Here is an 18,472-nt window from a genome sequence, read left to right on the forward strand (position 1 = left end):
CAATTCTCCTTGCTTCTCTAAATAGCTATGCCCAATACCCAATTAGTACAAAAACACAAATACAGCAAGGCAATAACGTCACTATCGCAAACAAAATACTCCCTTCAAAAACCTACGATTTCAGTAATATGAAAATTTGTGTGGACCGTCCGCTACTTAATCAATCATTACCGGAAAGGGATTTTTCATTGGTAACCGCACCGCCACGTATCAACAGCGATGGAAGCATTTCAACCATAGCGGTAAAACACCAACCACTTGCAGGCGAAACATTAAAAATGTGGAGCCCCGGCGAAACCATTAAAGTTTTTTTGAGTACCACCAATGGTTCAGATGCCATACGTGAGCAGATAAAACTTATTGTAAAAGAATGGGAGCGAATTGCCAACATCAACTTTCAGTTTGTAACAAGCAAATCAGATGCAAAAATTAAAGTATGGTTTGCATCCAATAAAAAATATTGGAGTTGGATTGGAAGGGATGTGCTGTTTAACCCATTTGATGCGTACACAATGAATCTCGGTTTTATAAATTCAGGCATAACAACAACTGATGTACGTGCCATTGTACTTCACGAATTTGGACATGCATTAGGGTTTATTCATGAACATCAGTCGCCTGCATCGGGCATCCAATGGGATAAGGAAAAAGTATATGCTTTCTTTGCAGAAGAACCAAACAAATGGAGTCGTGCAGAAGTAGACCTCAATGTGTTTAACCGGTATGCAAGAACAACTACTAATTACTCCGCTTATGACCCCGCCTCTATCATGCATTACGAAATACCGGCGGAGTTAACCACTACTAATACAGGCACCACTTACAACACAAATTTCTCCTACATAGATATGCAGTATGCAAGAGCATTGTATCCGTTTCCGGTTTATAACAGTGGTGCTACAGGCACATTACGCACAGGCGATGATTGTGATTTGATTGATTTTCGTGTTGATTATAATGTTGTACCTAAAGATAAAATTGAATTTATTTTAGAGCTGGGCACCAATAGTTCTGGCAGAAATATAACCTGGTGGAAACAAATTGCTGTGCCGCTAAAGAACGGAACAGAAGCAATGAACTGGGTTCAAAACCATTCACTCATTGCAAGCGAAAACAGAACTTCTTATACCATCCAGGTAAATGCAGCAGATATAGACCGAACAAAAGGGATCAGTTTCTGGAAAGCTAAGCTACTGGGAGTACATACACTGCTTCCCTATAAATGGCCGGTATTAGAAGCCCTGACCGGCGGATGCAGGGTAAAGCTTACATGGAAGAATGATAAATGTGGTTAAAGCCGAATGAGTAAACATTCTCAGTATTTATTACAATTATTAATCACAACAGCATGTTACGAATTACATATACCATCATCTTATTGCTATTATGCTTTGTGTGCACGGCACAACAACCCAAGAAACCCGTAAAGCCGCAGGAGAAACCTCCTACGCAAAGTGAAATGGATAAAATGATGAAGGAAATGGAGGACATGTTAAAGAATATGACTCCGGAAGAAAAAAGAATATACGACAGCCTGGGTATTAAACTTCCCAACATAAAGAATATGCCAAAGATGACGGATCAACAATTGGCTGATGCATGGGAAGATGAAAGCAGAGTTGTACCCGCAAGAAAAACAGCAATCATTAATACACTTCCCAAAACAATTTTTTCGAAAGAGCAACTACTGGCATTTGTAAAAAAAACCAATGTATCTATCCTGTCTGTTATTAAGCCGGAAGCAAAGCAAATGGCAGATAAAATAAATGAGCAATTTAAAAATGATCCTTATTACGGATACATGATTGCTTCAGCAGCCAATGGTATGTGGATGATGGGTTACAAAGAATCTGCCACTTACCTTATGGGAAAGGCGGCAGAAGTAATTCCCAATGCTGACCATCTCAACAACTTTGCATCTTATTTAACAATGGGTGGTGCGGCGCATATAGCTATTCCTATTCTTGAAAAGTTAAACAGCGTACATAAAAACAACAGCACGATACTTAACAACTTAGGACAGGCCTGGTTGCAACTTGGTGAAGAAATAAAAGCAGAAAAATATTTAGACAGTGCGATCCGTGTTTATACTTATCATCCGCAGGCGAACTATACAAAATGCCTGCTGCTAAAATCAAGAGGGAAAAAAGCTGAAGCGATTGCTGCACTGCATCGCTCTTTAAAACACAGCATCACTACGCCAAAAACAAACCTGTTAAAAGAATTGGAAGGTAATCAATACAAGCCCGTAAAGTTTTATGCACCAAGAGTGTACTATTCCACCACGTTTAACTTACATGAATATGCAGCATTGGTTCCCAAAACTTATGCAACTGCTTTGGGAAGCAATGTAGAATTACAATGGAGTGAATTCAGAAAATACATTAAATCAGAACTGGAAAAGATTAATAAACAAATGGAGATGGTGAGCAAAAATGCAAGTATTGCTGAACAAGCATTTTTTAAAAAAGCACAGTCAAACAAATTTAATATTCATTCACCTTATCATACTAAAGCTGTCGAACGTTATAACAATTATACAAAAGATTTTGATCGCCGCTTAAAACAACACACCGAAAAACTCCTGCTTTTTATAACAGAAAAAAACAAAATAAAAGAAAAGTTCAATGTAGCTTATAAAAAAGAACAAGAACGTTTTAGTGAAGAAATCAAAAGAGGCGCAAACAAACAGGTGAATTGCGAGGGTCAATTACCCATCATTAATGAATTTCTGAAACAAACAAATGAGCTGAACATAAAATCCAATGAGCTATCCGTTTCATTCTGGCTTACTGAATTTTATAACATGTATTATTATTACCCCTCTACTGCTAATACAGATGCAACCGCTCAATTAATTGTTTTGAATTTACGGGCAGGATTCCTGGAAAAACTACATGAATTATTTCACGAAAGTGATTTAGGTTATCCCTGCAGCTCAGATGAACAGAAAAAAACAGAATACAGCATATTAAAACCATTGAATGACTATGATGAGGTAAACTGTAAAATTTTCAACTGGATTTATACGCCCGGCTTAGGTGCTATTGTTATGCGCTGCAATACAATGAGTGTTCATTTAAACCCGATTTTTCTTCCGTTTGATGCAAGCTTAAGAGCAAATTTTGATGGCTTTGTTGAGCAGGCATCCATTGCAATTCAGGTAAAGTCTGTAAAAATAAAAGCAGGTGCAGAGTTTGATGAAAAAGGAAATTTCGAAAAAGCTACAGGAGGTCTTGAAACAAAAATTATGAAGGATGTTAAAATAAGCCTTGAGGGACAAATAACATTTGATGAAAACGGATTTAAAAAAGGCAGTATTGAACTTGAGCTTGAAAATGAATTAAAGCTTTTACCAAAAAGTTTAGAAGAAGAAGCACCGGTGGATATAGGAATGAAAAACAAGATGGGCGTTGGAATGGAATTAAACAAAGACAAAGATGGAAATCTGATTTCAGACTTTGTTGTTAAGGATAAAGCAGAAATAGAATTTGGCAGTAAGCTTGAAGTTGACAACGAAGTTGAAATTAGCCCGGGTATGATTTCTAAAGCAGGAAAAGTAACTGAACCTGAAACAGTGAAGCTTGGTTTACCTGCTGCACCATCAGTAAACGTAAGTGCAGACAGCCGCTGGAGCGTAAACAGTGGTTATAGTGCTAAAGGTGAAAGTTCATTTTCAAAATTAAAATAACCACCATGAAGAGGATAACGGCATTAATGCTTTTTACTTTTTTTCTAATCAATCATTTAACTGCACAATTAACAGCAGAGCAACGCATACAGGATAGTGTAATTGGCTGGTGGAATAACAACCGCTTTGATAACAAAATAAAACCAACCGCCGACCCGGTTCAAAAAAGAAGAGTTCAAATTTGTGACAGCATTGCAAGCTGGGTAAAAAAAAGTTATACGCCTGTAGCAAGTTTAGGAACGTTTACACGATATAACGGAGACCTCTCATACGGCGTTTCATTTGATGCATGGAATGTGAGTCATGATAAAAAATGGACAGATGAAAAAGGGCGTTTCAAACCAATACCTGAAGAAAACACAACTTTTGCACTGGAAGTAAATACACTCCCGGCAGTTACGCCTGTTGATTTCCTGAATCATGAAAAAGACTTTTACTTTTTGCTGGAGCCGGATGAGTATATGACAGAGCAAACTGCTAACAGAAGAAAAGGAATTGATTTTAAAAACAACTCCAATATTCGCAGGTTTATTACCCGTATTACCAATGGCCAGAATTGGGTGATGCTAGCTCCCGGGAATATCTCCCCGTTTGTGCAGGTAACAATCGGCGAGTTCCTGGATAAAGCAGAAGCATCAATAGCAAAAGAAAAAATAAAGGAAAAAGAAATTGTTGACCGTACATTTTCCGGAAACGGCGAAAGAGATAAACAAAGCCGCCTACAAGCCTGGTCACATAAGGAAAAACAATTTGAAATTGTATTGGCACGTATCAACAAATGGAGACAGGTTCATAAAAACAGGTTGCAGGAACCCGCTACATTCAGAGCAAGTCAACAGTCTGTTTTAACCGGTTTTAATACTGATGATATTGACCCCTTTAGCTTAAGAGAAATAGAAAAGCAACGGAAACAATACCAAATTGTTTATAAAATAACAAAAGAGGTAGTTGAGAAATGCAAAGCTGACAAGCCTCAATGGATAACAGCATGGTGGTCTTTTGCCGGAGCTGCAGATGGCGTAAAAGATTTTGAATTGAGTACTGCTATGATGGAAAACATTAATTACGAATACATCTATAACTATTTTTTTAGCCCCGAAAAAATAAATGGCATTTCTTACAAGCCGGCTAATGAAGAGCAACTACAGCAAAGACTTAATGCATACAGAACAAAATACAGAAACAGTGCTATTGAAGTTCCAAATACTAAACCCGCAGCGTCCGGTGCATTTTTCTTTGACGATTTTAGCACAGGAACTATTGGTACTACACCCCGTAACTGGTATCATGAAAAAGGGGGAGTGGAGCCGTTTACTTTAAATAAAGTAAACGGCTTTGATGGCAACTGGTTAAAATTAAGTTATGGCAGAAGAATAAGCCCGAGCTTTTTGAAAAACCCACTTCCGCAAAACTTTAAAATGGAATTTGATGTAGTTACCGACCCAAATTTCACTACAAGAACCGGTGGCAACGTAGAACTGATACTAAATACCGAAAAAATAAATCAAACAAATCAAAACCAGGAAAGCAGGCTTTTTACCAATGGCACCGTTTTAAAAATTGAAATTCACTCTGGAAATGATGCGGATGCTGACAATAATAATTATCGTGGTTTGATAAAAGCAAGCATCAACTCCTCTCCTACTGTTAATCGGGAAAATTTTGAAGAAGGTATTTATGCTGAACGACCATTAAGAGCATTTAACGGCAAAAAAAACAAAGTGCACATCAGCATCCTGGTAAAAGATGGGAAGGTTACCATTCTTGCAAACGAACAACCTGTTATTCAGCCGGCAGATTTTAAAATGAAATACGGCGGTGCCTGTGTATTGTGCGGCGTACCAACCGGCAGAAGTTTTAATTTTTTAGCGTTTAACAATATTACCAACAATGCAAAAGAAACAGGTGTGTACATCAGTAATATTAAAATTACAAAAGAATAAGCATGAAATTTTTTACTATTACAGCTATTGTCCTCTGTCACTGTTATACATCGGTTGCACAGTATAACTATGATGAGTATAAGCAAATGTATGTGGGCTGGATAAAAATCTACAACTACAAAGGCGCTTTAAACCCTGTAACTGTTGAAAATAAAACCTATTCAAAAGCACAGTTATCCATTGTTGATTCGTTTGGCAACTGGATGCAGGCCAGTTATACGCCCAAAGGTTCGTTGGGCGATATGAAGAAATACCTGTCACCTAAAACAGGAATGTATAATGATGATGTGTACAACAAAGTGCTGCCGCATAGTTTTGGTGTAAGAGCCGTTAGCTATGTTTTTCTTAAAAAAGTAAACAACAACTACACACCGGTTAACAACCTCGGTAATCACTGGGCCATAAGCGCCAATGAAATCCCCCTGAACTACCGGCTTGTTGATTATTGTACTGATAAAGCATTGTACTTCACGCTTCCTTCCTATAATCTGAAACACGATGATGAACGGCAAGAGCTTGCATTATACGATGTACCATCTCACTCATCAGCCGCAAAATACAATCATAATGTAGTTCCAAGAGTAGGTCAATTCTTACGTATAAACCAGGTGTTGTTAAGCAAAAACAATATTTCGCCTTTTGTGCAAATTACAATTGGCGAAGCATTGAACCACCTGGAAACTGTTTTGCCATTTAAGATGGAAGAAATGCTGGCAATCATTAGGGGTAATAATATTGGAAGACCACAGGAAATAGCGATACAATCAGAACAAGTGAGAAAAAGATTTGATAAAGCAAAAGCAACTTTAAACTTGCTTAAAGAAAAATACAGGAACAGGAGAAATGAATTGGCGTTTTCAAAAAGCTACCTCATTTCAGATCTTGAAAACGACTATGATATTTTCTCCGGTTTAAAAATAGATGAACCCGGCACCTATGGAACATTAGACCCCATTTTAAAAATAAAACCGGAGTTTGAAAAACTATGCAGTACAGATAAACCGCAATGGATTGTTGTAAGATGGTGGGGAGGCGAGTTAAATAATGAAGCATTCAAACACATGCATGAATCCATTATTAACAATTTTGATTTTGATTATCTGTATCAATTCTTTTTTGAACCTGAAAAATTAAATGGCAGAAAATACAAACCACTTCGCTCGCCTGTTTATGAAGCTCCGGTAATAACAAAAGAAAAATCATCAGCCACAAAACGAATGGAAACAGACCCTTCTGTTTTTTATTTTGACGATTTTTCCACTACGCAGCAGGGAAGCACACCTACCGGATGGAACTCTGACTTAAATGCAATATCAAAAAAAGCAGTTGTAAAAACACCGGCAGGCGAAACCGGCAACTGGTTTGAAATCATCGGGCAAAATGTGCAGGTGAATGAGCTTGGCAAAAATCTTCCGCAAAATTTTACCATGAGTTTTGATGCTTGTGTTCGAAAAGATTTTCAATGGGGTGTGCCGGGTTTGGAATTATTTATTGTGGGTAATAAAAAATCAAGGACAGTTTATGAAAATAAAATCAGGGTGAGAATAAGACCCGGTTTTAGCGGAAGAGATGGTTGGGCAGTTACCAATATTGAAACAGCAACCAAAAACGAATTTCCAAAAGAAGTTGCTATTCCCGGTTTTTCTAATGATAAACTCATTAACAAAGTACAGGTAGTAATTCGTAAACAAGGAACACAGCTAACAGTATGGGTTGAAAACAACAAACTGTTTGATATAAATGATGCACTGCCTGCTAATACTGTTTTTAATCACTTTTATTTTTCTAATGGGCGAAAGGGTTGGGAAGTGGAAGAGTTTTACATCAGCAATATCAAAATCAAAAAAGAATAAATAATTCCTTTTTTTCTGGGATAAGAAAAACATTACAGCAGAAATACATTTGAAAAAATAATTTTATGCGCCGCTATCATTTCATACTGCTCTGCACATTTTTATTGATGCTTGCAGTTAACCACACATCAGCCCAATCGAAAGTAGCTGAGGTAAAACAATCGTCCTTAACAGGACTTGCATTACCTGGCGGAAGCAAGCAGGATAAACGTTTTCTTTCAATCACTGCGGCCAAAAGCGTATTGGAAATGGTGAGTAAAAAAGCAGGCACTACCATTAAAACCACAGAAGTGCTTTCGCTGCTTCCTGTTGCTGCCAACAACTTCAACATGCAATTATTAAAAAATAATTTACAGCAAAGCGGATGGAATGTTACTGATGTTGCCGGTGAACCACAATACTTATGGCTGCAACAAAATGGTAAACATGTATTGCTGTATTTATCAAACGATAAACAACAAACCAATCTTTATTTTGGCGAAGTAAGCAATGCACCCGTCACTATGCAACCAACTTATGGCAACACACAGCAACCAACACAAACTGAGCAGCAACAACAACCAATTCAACAGGAACAAACTACGCAACCTGCAAACACGGGTTATCATTTTACCAGTACCAATTTTGATGATGGATGGACAAGTGTTGAACAATCTGATTGGGTGGAAGTAAGTAAACCGGGAATAAAAATTTTGATTCATTATCCCAACCAGGCTGTTGATGCATACAATACCGATAAATCACAAAGTGATAACAATGCCTGGAATACACTGGTGGCGCAACGTTACAGCAACATCAGTAATTTATTCGACAGGGGTATCCAGGATTACCAATCCATTACATTCTTTACTGCAGATGCCATAAATGCGCAAGGTAAACTGGTGCACGTTGTATTGTATAAAAAGAAGTATGATACCGGTGTTGGCCGCTACATGGAAATAGTGACAGATGACAAACAAACATTTGAACGGGAGTTTGGCAACAACTACATCAATCGTTCAGACTGGAGTTATATGGACCAGATTAAATCATGGGATAAGCTGGCCAACATGCAATGGAGAAATAAGTTTGCCATTGCCCCTACTGATTTGCTGGGTAAATGGGGCGCCAACAATTATGCATCACTTACTTATTATTATGTAAGCAGCGGTGGTTATGCAGGTGCAACAGCTACATCAACGTCTGATGAGTTTACTTTCTTATCCGGCAACAGTTATCAAAGCGACCATGCAGGTGCATCGGGCGTTGTAGGTAATCAACAATTTTCAAGACAGGCATATAAAGGAAATTCAACTGTTACAGACTGGACTATTTCACTCACCAATCGTTTTCAAAATCAATCAGAAACATACAACAGCTATTTTGAAGCTGTAAAAGGCGGCCGTTTGCTAATCATCACCGACAGACTTGGAACAACACTTACGCTGGCGAAGACACATTAAATGCAGCCTGATCTTTTTTACAACACTACCCAAAATCCTCTTTTTACAGGATAGAACAGCTTTAAGCAATCAATTAGTATTGTATAAACATAAAAAGATGAAAATCAGTTTTAAACAACCGGCACTTTTCATTATCATATGCAGTTTATGGTTAGGTGCAAATGCACAGGCAAAACTTACGGAAGTAAAACAATCAACGGTAACAGGTCTTGCTTTACCAGATGGCAGCAAGCAGGATAAGCGCATGTTGAGTATTGGTGGAGCTAAATTATTACTGGAGATGGTGAGCAAGAAAGCAGGTGTTACCTTGAAAAATACAGAAGTACTTTACCTGTTACCCGTAAACATCAACAACTTTACAAATGAAACGTTGAAAACGCAAATGCAGCAATTGGGTTGGAATATACACCTTGTTGATGGAGAACCCGAATATTTATGGCTGGAACAAAACGGCAGGTTTGTTCTCGCATATTATCTCACTAATAAAAAGGAAACCAATCTTTATTTTGCTGATGCGAACCAGGCTCCCGGCAATATTGTTATGGGAGGAGGTACTATACAGCAACAGCCTGAACCTGTAAATCAAACCATCAATCCCCAGGAGCAAACAACTACACAGCAACAAACATTTCCCGAACAACAACAAACGGTTACAATACAACAAACGAATAATGTAAATTCAGGGTACGCTTTTAATACCACCAACTTTGATGATGGGTGGACAAGTACCATTCACGAAGACTGGGTGGAAGTAACCAAAGGAAACATTAAAGTGTTGTTACACTATCCAAAGGATGGAACTGTTTTTCCTGCAGCACCTGATCAAGTGATTGCTGCCGCCTGGAATATTTTAGTAGCACCACGCTACTCACAGCTTACAAATTATAAAAATGCGTATGTAGAAATCAATAACCGTCCGTATTTCGGAATGGGTTCTGTAACAGAAGCATCATCCGGCAATACATTTTTTGTTGTGCTCTTTCGCAGAGGTGGCGGATGGATGGAAGTGATTACTCCGGATGTAAAAACCTTTACTTCCGAATTTGGTTTTAATCCTGAAACGATACGCTGGGCAAAAGTTACTGATTACTCCGGTGGTTATGTAGTTGATAACAGTATGGGCCAAACTGTATTGGCCGATGAGGCGCAACTCTACAATAAATTAGAAAACATGATGGGCAGAAACAAGTTTGCAGTAGCTGCATCTGACTTAGATAATACCGGCCGCTGGAATGCGAACTATAACAGCAACACATTTTATTATAACTATTACACCGGTAACTCAGCCGGCATGAGTACGTTCTCTGCATCTGAGTGGTATGATTTTAAAGGCGGTAATAACTATCACTGGGAAGCAGTTATGACCAATACAGGTGGAGGAAATATGAATGCTGCACAATCAAAAAGTGATGGTTCATTTAAATCGCCCAACAACTGGCAACTATATTTTTCAAATATTGGAGGAAACGATAAAACATTTGATGTGTATTTCTCAGCCATAAAAGGCGGAAGAATTTTATGGGTAAACGATGCAAACCATCCCGGTAGTGGAATTTTTACAGGATTAACCAGGAAAAAATAATTACGCTACTAAAGTATAAATCAAAATAAATTATAAAAGCAATATCATGCAAACAGAAAACATAAACACAAACAATTCTGCATTAGATGGAAAATCCATTGCCATCATCAGCTATCTTACCATCATTGGCTGGATCATCGCTTACGTTATGCACAATAACAGCAAAACACAGCTGGGAGCATTTCATTTACGGCAATCGTTGTTTTTGATGCTTACAGGGTTTGCAACAGCTATTGCACAATCGCTGTTTCTCTTTATTCCCATTTTGGGATGGCTCATCTCTATCCTCCTCTATTTAGTTTTACTCGGATTGTTTGTACTATGGATCCTTGGTTTAATAGCGGCCATTAACGGCGAGGAGAAAAAAGTTCCTGTTCTTGGAGACAAAGCACAAGAAATTCTGAAAGGAATTCAATAAATCTCACCTAACCACAAACACTATACATGAAACAAGTTATTTATTTCCTGTCGGTGCTGTTGCTTGCAGCATGCGGCGGTGGCAGTTTCAGCAAAGGCGTAAAAAAAGATATAACAACGGGGCTTTCCAGCAGCTACAATGGTTTTTCTGTAGATGACATTTATCTCTCCGATGACAAAGGAAATAAACTGAGCAGCAACAAAGTTGCATTAGGCAGTGCGTTATTATTGGTTGCAAGCGGAGTAGAAAACTATAAACTGGTAAACGGAAAAGCCTACCCCGGCTGCACCATCATTCTTACAGATAAAAACAAAAAAGAACTACTCAATCTTCCCGATGCGTTTGCCTCTTTAAGCGATGGTTTACCTGCAGCAGAAGCAACCGAATTAAAAGCTACGCTAACAACCGGCGCACCTATGCAGGCAGGCGAAACCTATGAACTCTATGTTCACTTTTACGATAAGCAGAATGTAACATCGGGTATTACTTCAACTGTGAAACTTTTGGCCCTGTAAACCGGCCAATTTTTGGTTAATACGCAGCGGTGATTCTTCATCGCTGCTTTTCTTTTTAACAGCTCGGTTAAATCTTATTACCTTCGGCCCTGAATTCTTATTTAACTGATATGATTACTGTACTTCATCCCTGGCATGGAGCCCATTATGGCTCAAAATCACCTGAAACGGTAAATGCGTTGATTGAAATTTCGCAAGGCAGCCGCAGCAAATACGAAATTGATAAAGACACAGGCTTACTTAAACTCGACCGTGTAATTTTCTCTTCGTTCATCTATCCCGTTAACTATGGTTTTATTCCACAAACGTTAGGACACGATGGAGATCCGCTTGATATTTTAGTCATCTGTTCGCAAGCCATCCAGCCTTTATGTTTGGTTGAAGCAAATGTAATCGGCAATATGCAGATGATCGATCAGGGTGAGCACGACGATAAGATCATTGCTGTTGCAAGTAATGACCCTACTGTTAAACATATTAAAGATATTGAAGAATTGCCCGAACACTTTTTCCATGAATTGAAACATTATTTTGAAGAGTACAAAAAACTGGAGAATAAAGTGGTGGAGATCGACAATTTCCAAAGCAAATCTGAAGCGTTTGCAATTATTGAAGAAGCAATTGGATTATACAAAGACAAGTTCAGAGATAAGTAGTGGATGTTTATTCTCAGAAATGGATGTGACTCTCAAATTGAAAAAATCCATTTTTGGTAGCAACCGGATTTTTTCCAAAATACTAAATGTCATAATGTTTCATGTTATTTCTTTAATTATTTCACTGTAAAGAGACTTCACCTGCCTTTACAGTGAAATAATTAGCATAATCAAATATTACAAAAATTCAGGCTCCGTGTAAAATTTTATAGTGGACGAATTATCGGAATGGCCGTATTTTCTAATAAGCAATAACTGTATTAATTCAATTTATACGTAACCTACTCAACCATGAAAAAACTCACACTGATCATATGCTTATTTGCTTGTATTTACAAAGTCAATGCTCAAAACGACTCACTGTCTCAACCAGAAATAGGCCCTTTATTTCATAACATTACACTTAATAAAGAATATGAAGTATGGATTGAGGAATTAAAAAAACAACAAGAGAACTTTTCTGATACAACATTTACGGGGAAAAATGTACGAGCGGCTTTTATAATAAAAAACCTCAACCCTTACCTTGACTTTTCAAATTATATTATAACCGGATATATAATTGTTGGAGTTTATACTTATGATAAAACAAAAAAAGTGCAATACGTCGCAGTTAGACTAAAAACAAAAACTGGCACAACTAAAGAACAAGCACAGGATGCATATGATAAGATCTGCGCAAAAATGGCTCCCTTATTTAAACACGCTCTTACAGGAACACCAAAGAAATATACAATAAAGCATTTTTCGCAACAATGGCCGCCCGAAGAAATTACTCCGTTTGAGGTTGGTTACGGCTATGATAAACAACAAAGATCATGGTATGTGCTACTAGCCATAAAAAAGCCAATTGCATAACCTGACATCTCTCATAAACGTTTTATTGTACGTAATCTGTGCGTTCGTTCTCCCGAACGACGATGAATGATTCCTGCAGTATCAATATGATCGATGCGTACTTTTCCTGCAGCATGTACAATTTCATGATCGTTGAGTAACAATCCTACATGTATGATCTTTCCATCTTCATTATCGAAATAAGCAAGATCGCCACAACGTGCTTCCTGCAAAAAGCCAACATCTTCTCCTACCATTGCCTGGTTCGATGCATCACGTGGCAATTTCTTTCCAAAAAAACGCATCAGGTTTTGCGTAAACCCACTGCAGTCGATACCAAAAACCGAACGCCCGCCCCACAGGTAAGTTGTGTTTAAAAACGAGAAAGCAATCTGTCGTATACTTTCTTCATCAAACACATAAGCTCCTTCCATTACAAGTTTGCTGCTGCTTTTGATCCATTGATCGTTCCATACGGCTTCGCCGTTTTGCAAGCCCGGCACAGCACTGCCAAAAGGCACATGCATGGGCACATCGTTTACCATCATAACACCACTCCATGTATTTACAAGCGGCACCTGGTCCATCAATGCAATTGCTTCATCAACCTCCACCAACTGGTTGCGCATGCAATACCCGGTGTACCCATCGTACAAACAAAGCAGTTCCACCCAATCGCCATGGGCAGCCAGTAATTCAACGGCTTCTCCAAACAACAGCTGCGATGTCATTTCTGCTTCATGCCTTGGCTCCTTACGGAGAGTGGCAACCGGAACAATACACAATGCATTATTCATACTGTAAAAAATCGTTTCCATGAATATATGGAATTTCCATTGCCTGCGCATCTCAGAGGTAAAATAACTAACTTGTTCCCCGAAACCTGTTTGTGAATTCATCTTACTCTACCATACCCGATCAGGAATTACTCAACCGCTTTTATTCCGATGGCGATAACAGATGGCTTGGCATTTTGTTCCAACGCTATACCCTGCTGCTGTTTGGTGTATGTATGAAGTATTTGAAAAACGAAGAGGAAGCAAAGGATGCCGTGCAACAGGTATTTGAAAAAGCCATTAAAGAACTGGGCAAATACAAAGTAGACTATTTTAAAAGCTGGCTGTACATGGTGGCAAAAAATTATTGCCTTATGCAGCTGCGGGATAAAGGCAAACTGCCGAAAGAATTAAGTGAACAGATGCTGGCAACGCCTGCAGAAGAGGCCAATAAAACCGAACTGCTGCAGAAAGATGAGTTACTTGAAAAACTCAGCATTGCCGTAACCGAACTAATACCCGAACAACGCACCTGCATTGAATTGTTTTACCTGCAAAAGAAAAGCTATACCGAAATTGCCGATGACACCGGCTTTACACTGATGCAGGTGAAAAGCTATATTCAGAACGGAAAGCGTAACTTGAAAATGATTTTGCTGAAACAACAGAAACATGGGCGATAACCTGCTCGACATATTAAAACAGCGTGACGACCTCACTGAACAGGAATTGCTGCAATACCTGCAGGGCGATCTTACACCCGAAGAACGCCGTGCCGTAGAAGAAAAACTGGCCGACAGTGAAATGATGAGTGATGCAGAAGAAGGTTTGCGAATGGCCGATACTGCAAAAACAAACTTCGCAGTAAACGATATTAACCGAAAGCTTGCACAACAATTGCAGCAACAACGCCGCAAACGCAAACAAAAACCTGTGCCCAACCAATCGTTGGTAATCGTTGCAACTTTTTTAATACTGGTATTGATTGTATTGGCGTACCTGGTGATTTATAAGATACGAAGCGGGCAGTAAAATGACGAGATTCCTTAACATTATCACGAGTTATATACTATCAATAGCAAGCCGAGCGCTTAACAATTATTTACATGGCTTGTCCTATTTATCGATCTGCATAGTTTTATTTACAGCGTCATTAATCAAGCTGCTAATCTCCCGTTTTGCTCCGTCATTTTTGGCAAATACATATCTAAAAGGATTCTTCCAGTTATCAATCTTTCTTTTCATCCCACTATTTCTTTTCTTTGTTTTCAAAAAGAATAAAAAGAGACCTATTCCATACAACCTTTCAAGATTAACCAGCATAATTATTTTTACTATTCTTTCTATTATACTCCTTTTCCTCTTTACTTACTTGCTTTTGTTTGAATCACAAATCATGATTCGAAGACTATAAATTTGCAACAGTTATTTGGAATAATAAATATTCCCATTTTTTATGAACTTTCTTTTCCAACGTAACCACCAATACGAAACCCACACTTCCATTGAAGATATCCGAAGCAGGATAAAAGAATTACGAAAAACAAGCTGGCATGATATTGCTGTTAACCTTACCGGGAAAGTAGAAGAAGACGACAGTTTTCAACTTTCACGCAAACTTGGTTTCACGGGCTTCACGAAAGGCTTGCCAAAGAACTTTGTTTTAATTGACGGGCAGCTTACTGAAGACAATACTGCAACTACCATCAATATCACTGTTCGATGCAACTACTTACTGTTATTTTACTTTTATGCTGCCTCTGCATTCCTTGCGTACGATCTTTACTGTTTACTTGAAAGCAATTTCACAATAGATTATGTACGACCAGTAGTGCTTTCGCTAATACTTCTCTACTTTATTTTTTTCACTCGCTCTCAACTCAATCGAATTACAAACAGTTTTGAAAGTTACCTACGGGTGGGCAAAAGATAAGTTTTAACAAAACAGCCTATCATGTAAATGCTTTCAATGATGTACTTTCATTACAGTAATCACGTTTTGAATGAACAACAACATCAACATTCTCCAAACAGACATCCTTTCTAACAATTGGTATATCCTGAAAAAAGTAACCTACGAGTATCGCATGAAAGATGGCAGCGTGCAGGTACAGCAACGTGAGGCATACGATCGGGGCAATGGTGCGGCTATTCTGCTGTACAATACTAATCAGCAAACGATTATTCTCACAAGGCAATTTCGTTTACCAACCTATATCAACGGCAATGAAACAGGCATGCTCATTGAAGTATGTGCGGGCTTGCTTGATGCAGACAACCCTGAAGATTGCATTCGCCGGGAAACAGAAGAGGAAACTGGCTACAAAGTAAGCGAGGTTAAGAAAGTGTATGAAGTTTACATGTCGCCGGGATCAGTTACAGAAAAGCTGTATCTCTTTATTGCAGCATACGAACCGCAGATGAAAATTAACGATGGCGGCGGTTTGGAACATGAACAGGAAAATATTGAAGTACTTGAATTGCCATTTGAAAAAGCCTTTCAAATGATACCAACGGGAGAAATACAAGATGCAAAAACGATTATGCTTTTACAATATCTGCGTTTGAACAGCATTTTATAACAACTATCTGCACAACCGTTCTATCCATTCTTTATGCTGCGGATATTCATTTAACAACTCCTCCCTCTTCGCCATTTCAAAATCATCAAAATCAAAACCCGGCGATACAGTACAACCAACTAATGCATAACTGTTTTCATCCACCGTTTTCGAAGCAAACCAACAACCGGCTTTTACCAGCTGCTGAAAAGAAAAACCTTCGTTCAGCTTATTCCCCAGCTTCAGCAACTCCCCTTCTCCGTTTGGATGAATAACATAAATTTCCAATCCTTCGCCTTCGTAAAAATGCCAAAGCTCATCGCTCTTTATCCGGTGAAAAGCTGAAAAATCTGTACCACTCAGTAAAAAATAAATAGCCGTTGAAAAACGACGACTTGCGGCAAAACGTTCGGGCAATGCATTGGCCGCCACCTGTTCACTGCTGGCGTAAGTTTGTTTATAAAATCCACCTTCGGGGTGTGGATGTAATTGCAATTGCTGAACATACTGCTGAACTCTGGAATGCATGCGCTGCTGTTTAATGCATGCAAAATAGCAAACAACAGTCAACAAAAAAGCCCCCGACGATTCTGTCGGGGGCTTATAGAAATCTGCAACAGGATTATTTTTTGGCGGGTTCATCATCGCCGTCAAACTTGTCTTTTACTTTATCCCAAAGTCCGGAAGCTTTTTCTTTCAGATCATCAACAACATCTTCGGCTTTGTCTTTAAACTCTTCAAACTTGTCTTCCGCTTTATCTTTCAATTCTTCCAGTTTGTCTTCAGCCTTATCGGCATACTCCGATGCTTTTGCTTTCAGCTCCTGTAATTTATCTTCGGCTTTATCTTTCCAGCTTTGTTGATCGTTGGCAGGTTGCGTGTTTTTGTTTTCTTCCATTACTGTAAGTTTTAAGGTGAAAAAAATAGAATGAGTAAGATAAAACAAATTACTGGCCACAGATATGATTTTTTTATGAAGAAAGCTTTTTGAAACAGCAGCGGCAGGAGTTTTGCAAACTGCCCTTTTCTTATCTTGCGGCATGCTTTTTCTGCAATCGCTGCAATTGATCCAGTTTAAAAACTACAACCAGGAAACGTTCCGGTTTCAAGGGGCTGTAACAGCAATTACAGGAGCAAACGGTATTGGCAAAACCAATGTGCTCGATGCTATCCATTACCTCAGTTTCACGAAAAGTTATTTTCAATCGGGCGATGGCTTAAATGTGCAGCACGGTATGCAGGGCTTTCGCATCAACGGCACATTTACACTTTCGGACGAAGAACTTTCGGTAAGTATTGTTTTGCGTGAAAACGGAAAAAAAGAAGTGAACTGCAACGGTGCCCCTTATGAAAAATTCTCGCATCATATCGGCCGTTTTCCCTGTGTAATGATTGCACCCGACGATGTGGAGCTGATCATTGGCGGCAGTGAAATGCGTCGCTCCTTTCTTGATACTGTTCTGTCGCAGATCGACGCCGTTTATCTTCAACAACTGATCACTTACAATAAAGTAGTACAGCAACGCAACAGCTTTTTAAAATCCTGCGCACAAACACAAACCCGTAATGATGCATTGCTCGATGTACTCGATGATCAACTGATAGCAGCAGGCAATTATATTTTTACAACACGCAACGGATTTCTGCCCGGCTTTAACGAACAGGTGCTGCAGTTTTACAGCTCAATTGCAGGTAAGGCCGAACCTGTTGCTGTTACTTACGAAAGTAAATTGCTGGAGCAGCCGTTCGAGTTGTTGTTGCAACAAGCAAGAGAAAAAGATTACCTGTTGCAGCGTACCAGCAACGGTGTTCACAGAGATGATCTTTATTTTTCGATGAATGATGAGCCTTTTAAACAAACAGCATCACAAGGACAGCGAAAGAGTTTATTGTTTAGTTTAAAACTTGCAGAAGCAGAAGTAATAAAAAAACAGAAAGGCTTCGCTCCGCTGTTATTACTGGATGATGTATTTGAAAAGCTTGATGCAGAACGTATGCATAACTTGTTAAATTATGTTTGTTCGCAATTTGGCGGACAGGTTTTCTTAACCGACACACATCCGCAACGGATGAAAACGGCTTTTGCAGAAATGAATATTCCGCTGCAGCTGATAGAGTTAGGTTAATCAGTTGAGTTTATGTTTCTGGTTTTTAGTTTCTGGTTAAAGCCGGTATTTTCTTCCTACATCATAAATCAC

At 38.7% G+C, this 18,472-nt stretch carries 18 protein-coding genes; 15 read left to right on the forward strand and 3 right to left on the reverse strand.

All coding sequences use genetic code 11. The annotated features are described in order from the left end of the window. Window positions 1-128: 128 nt before the first annotated feature. The 10 genes from ESA94_RS03585 (at window position 129) to ESA94_RS03630 (ending at window position 12,958) form a co-directional block, all read left to right on the forward strand. Window positions 129-1,295 (forward strand): M12 family metallopeptidase, encoded by a 1,167-nt coding sequence (locus ESA94_RS03585; protein WP_164972632.1) that lies wholly within the window; start codon window positions 129-131, stop codon window positions 1,293-1,295. A gap of 53 nt (window positions 1,296-1,348) precedes the next feature. Next, complete coding sequence (locus tag ESA94_RS03590) at window positions 1,349-3,691, forward strand: tetratricopeptide repeat protein (RefSeq protein ID WP_129129480.1); 2,343 nt, start codon at window positions 1,349-1,351, stop codon at window positions 3,689-3,691. A 5-nt stretch (window positions 3,692-3,696) separates the two neighbouring features. Then, the gene (locus ESA94_RS03595; RefSeq protein WP_129129481.1) at window positions 3,697-5,634 is read left to right on the forward strand and encodes a hypothetical protein; all 1,938 of its coding nucleotides are present in this window, start codon (window positions 3,697-3,699) and stop codon (window positions 5,632-5,634) included. Between the two features lie 2 nt (window positions 5,635-5,636). Beyond that, window positions 5,637-7,487 carry a hypothetical protein gene (locus ESA94_RS03600; protein WP_129129482.1) on the forward strand — a complete coding sequence of 617 codons (1,851 nt, stop codon included), beginning with the start codon at window positions 5,637-5,639 and terminating at the stop codon, window positions 7,485-7,487. Between the two features lie 65 nt (window positions 7,488-7,552). Continuing rightward, window positions 7,553-8,929, forward strand: a complete 1,377-nt coding sequence (locus tag ESA94_RS03605) for a hypothetical protein (RefSeq protein WP_129129483.1) — start codon at window positions 7,553-7,555, stop codon at window positions 8,927-8,929. 97 nt (window positions 8,930-9,026) lie between these two features. Next, window positions 9,027-10,511 carry a hypothetical protein gene (locus ESA94_RS03610; protein ID WP_129129484.1) on the forward strand — a complete coding sequence of 495 codons (1,485 nt, stop codon included), beginning with the start codon at window positions 9,027-9,029 and terminating at the stop codon, window positions 10,509-10,511. Window positions 10,512-10,557: 46 nt separating this feature from the next. Beyond that, window positions 10,558-10,929 carry a DUF4870 domain-containing protein gene (locus ESA94_RS03615; RefSeq protein ID WP_129129485.1) on the forward strand — a complete coding sequence of 124 codons (372 nt, stop codon included), beginning with the start codon at window positions 10,558-10,560 and terminating at the stop codon, window positions 10,927-10,929. Window positions 10,930-10,955: 26 nt separating this feature from the next. After that, window positions 10,956-11,444: a hypothetical protein gene (locus ESA94_RS03620; protein WP_129129486.1), complete on the forward strand. Its 489-nt coding sequence runs from the start codon at window positions 10,956-10,958 to the stop codon at window positions 11,442-11,444. A gap of 110 nt (window positions 11,445-11,554) precedes the next feature. Further along, complete coding sequence (locus ESA94_RS03625; protein WP_129129487.1) at window positions 11,555-12,100, forward strand: inorganic diphosphatase; 546 nt, start codon at window positions 11,555-11,557, stop codon at window positions 12,098-12,100. 291 nt (window positions 12,101-12,391) lie between these two features. Further along, on the forward strand, window positions 12,392-12,958 hold the full coding sequence (locus ESA94_RS03630; RefSeq protein WP_129129488.1) for a hypothetical protein: 567 nt from the start codon (window positions 12,392-12,394) through the stop codon (window positions 12,956-12,958). 11 nt (window positions 12,959-12,969) lie between these two features. On the opposite strand, the gene ESA94_RS03635 is transcribed toward ESA94_RS03630, so the two are convergent. Then, entirely contained in the window at window positions 12,970-13,755 is a 786-nt protein-coding gene (locus ESA94_RS03635) for a C40 family peptidase (protein WP_164972633.1), read from the reverse strand. Between the two features lie 71 nt (window positions 13,756-13,826). Here ESA94_RS03635 and ESA94_RS03640 point away from each other — a divergent pair, with 71 nt between their 5' ends. The 4 genes from ESA94_RS03640 to nudK all read left to right on the forward strand — a co-directional run bounded on the left by ESA94_RS03640 (window position 13,827) and on the right by nudK (window position 16,295). Beyond that, complete coding sequence (locus ESA94_RS03640) at window positions 13,827-14,396, forward strand: RNA polymerase sigma factor (RefSeq protein WP_129129490.1); 570 nt, start codon at window positions 13,827-13,829, stop codon at window positions 14,394-14,396. After that, entirely contained in the window at window positions 14,386-14,745 is a 360-nt protein-coding gene (locus tag ESA94_RS03645; protein WP_129129491.1) for a hypothetical protein, read from the forward strand. The genes ESA94_RS03640 and ESA94_RS03645 overlap by 11 nt, the downstream gene beginning before the upstream one ends. A 424-nt stretch (window positions 14,746-15,169) precedes the next feature. Continuing rightward, window positions 15,170-15,646, forward strand: coding sequence for a hypothetical protein (locus ESA94_RS03650; protein WP_129129492.1), 477 nt, complete (start codon window positions 15,170-15,172; stop codon window positions 15,644-15,646). Window positions 15,647-15,716: 70 nt separating this feature from the next. Continuing rightward, window positions 15,717-16,295 (forward strand): GDP-mannose pyrophosphatase NudK, encoded by a 579-nt coding sequence (gene nudK, locus ESA94_RS03655; RefSeq protein ID WP_129129493.1) that lies wholly within the window; start codon window positions 15,717-15,719, stop codon window positions 16,293-16,295. A gap of 3 nt (window positions 16,296-16,298) precedes the next feature. Here nudK and ESA94_RS03660 read toward each other — a convergent pair whose 3' ends face one another. Both ESA94_RS03660 and ESA94_RS03665 read right to left on the reverse strand, forming a co-directional pair. Continuing rightward, window positions 16,299-16,802 carry a cupin domain-containing protein gene (locus ESA94_RS03660; protein ID WP_129129494.1) on the reverse strand — a complete coding sequence of 168 codons (504 nt, stop codon included), beginning with the start codon at window positions 16,800-16,802 and terminating at the stop codon, window positions 16,299-16,301. Between the two features lie 94 nt (window positions 16,803-16,896). After that, window positions 16,897-17,172: a YtxH domain-containing protein gene (locus ESA94_RS03665; protein ID WP_129129495.1), complete on the reverse strand. Its 276-nt coding sequence runs from the start codon at window positions 17,170-17,172 to the stop codon at window positions 16,897-16,899. Between the two features lie 142 nt (window positions 17,173-17,314). On the opposite strand from ESA94_RS03665, the gene recF reads away from it, so the two are divergent. Further along, window positions 17,315-18,400 carry a DNA replication/repair protein RecF gene (gene recF / locus ESA94_RS03670; RefSeq protein ID WP_129129496.1) on the forward strand — a complete coding sequence of 362 codons (1,086 nt, stop codon included), beginning with the start codon at window positions 17,315-17,317 and terminating at the stop codon, window positions 18,398-18,400. Window positions 18,401-18,472: the final 72 nt, after the last annotated feature.

It is taken from the genome of Lacibacter luteus (genome assembly GCF_004118265.1).
Classification (GTDB): Bacteria; Bacteroidota; Bacteroidia; order Chitinophagales; family Chitinophagaceae; genus Lacibacter; species Lacibacter luteus.